General features: G+C 62.1%; 1 protein-coding gene. It reads left to right on the forward strand.

Annotation, left to right across the window (positions count from 1 at the left end; genetic code table 11):
- Positions 1 to 74 precede the first annotated feature (74 nt).
- Positions 75 to 686 (forward strand): hypothetical protein (locus AC1D0P_RS26670; RefSeq protein ID WP_477679481.1); only part of this gene is annotated, 612 nt, incomplete at its 3' end.

Below are 686 nucleotides of genomic sequence, written 5' to 3' on the forward strand. Positions count from 1 at the left end.
ACACTGCGCTCCAAATACAGACGGAACAAATCGTTTCTACCGGCAGTTTGGACGCACGAAAGGAGAGCCGGGGGATGACGCAGATCTTCACCGCATCTGCGGATACGCGCCTGCGGGCTTTGGTTCTCGTCGCCCTGGTGTGGCTCACACTGCTCATGCTCTTCATTGGCGGCTATGCCAGTTCCAGTTACGGCACGCTGGTCGGTTGGGTTCGGGACCAGCCGGTGCCGTTCAGCCATGAACATCACGTGGCAGGGCTTGGCATCGATTGCCGCTATTGCCACACGTCGGTGGAGACGAGCGCCCGCGCCGGCCTGCCGGCGACGCATATCTGCATGACCTGTCATTCGCAGATCTGGACCAATGCCGCCATGCTGGCGCCGGTGCGGCTGAGCTTGGCCGAGAACAGGCCGCTTGCCTGGCAGCGCGTCTCGCGCCTGCCGGACTATGTCTATTTCAACCATTCGATCCATGTCACGCGCGGCGTGCCCTGTGTCGCCTGCCACGGCCGCGTCGATCAGATGCCGCTGATGATGCGGGCAGAGCCGTTCGAGATGCGCTTTTGTCTTGAATGCCACCGAGATCCTGCGCCCCGGTTGCGACCGCCGGACCAGGTGACTCGCATGGATTGGAGCTACTGGGACAGCCAGTCGCAGGAGCATAAGGATTACGGTGCGCTCGTTGTC

This window comes from Polaromonas sp. P1_G2, assembly GCF_056405515.1.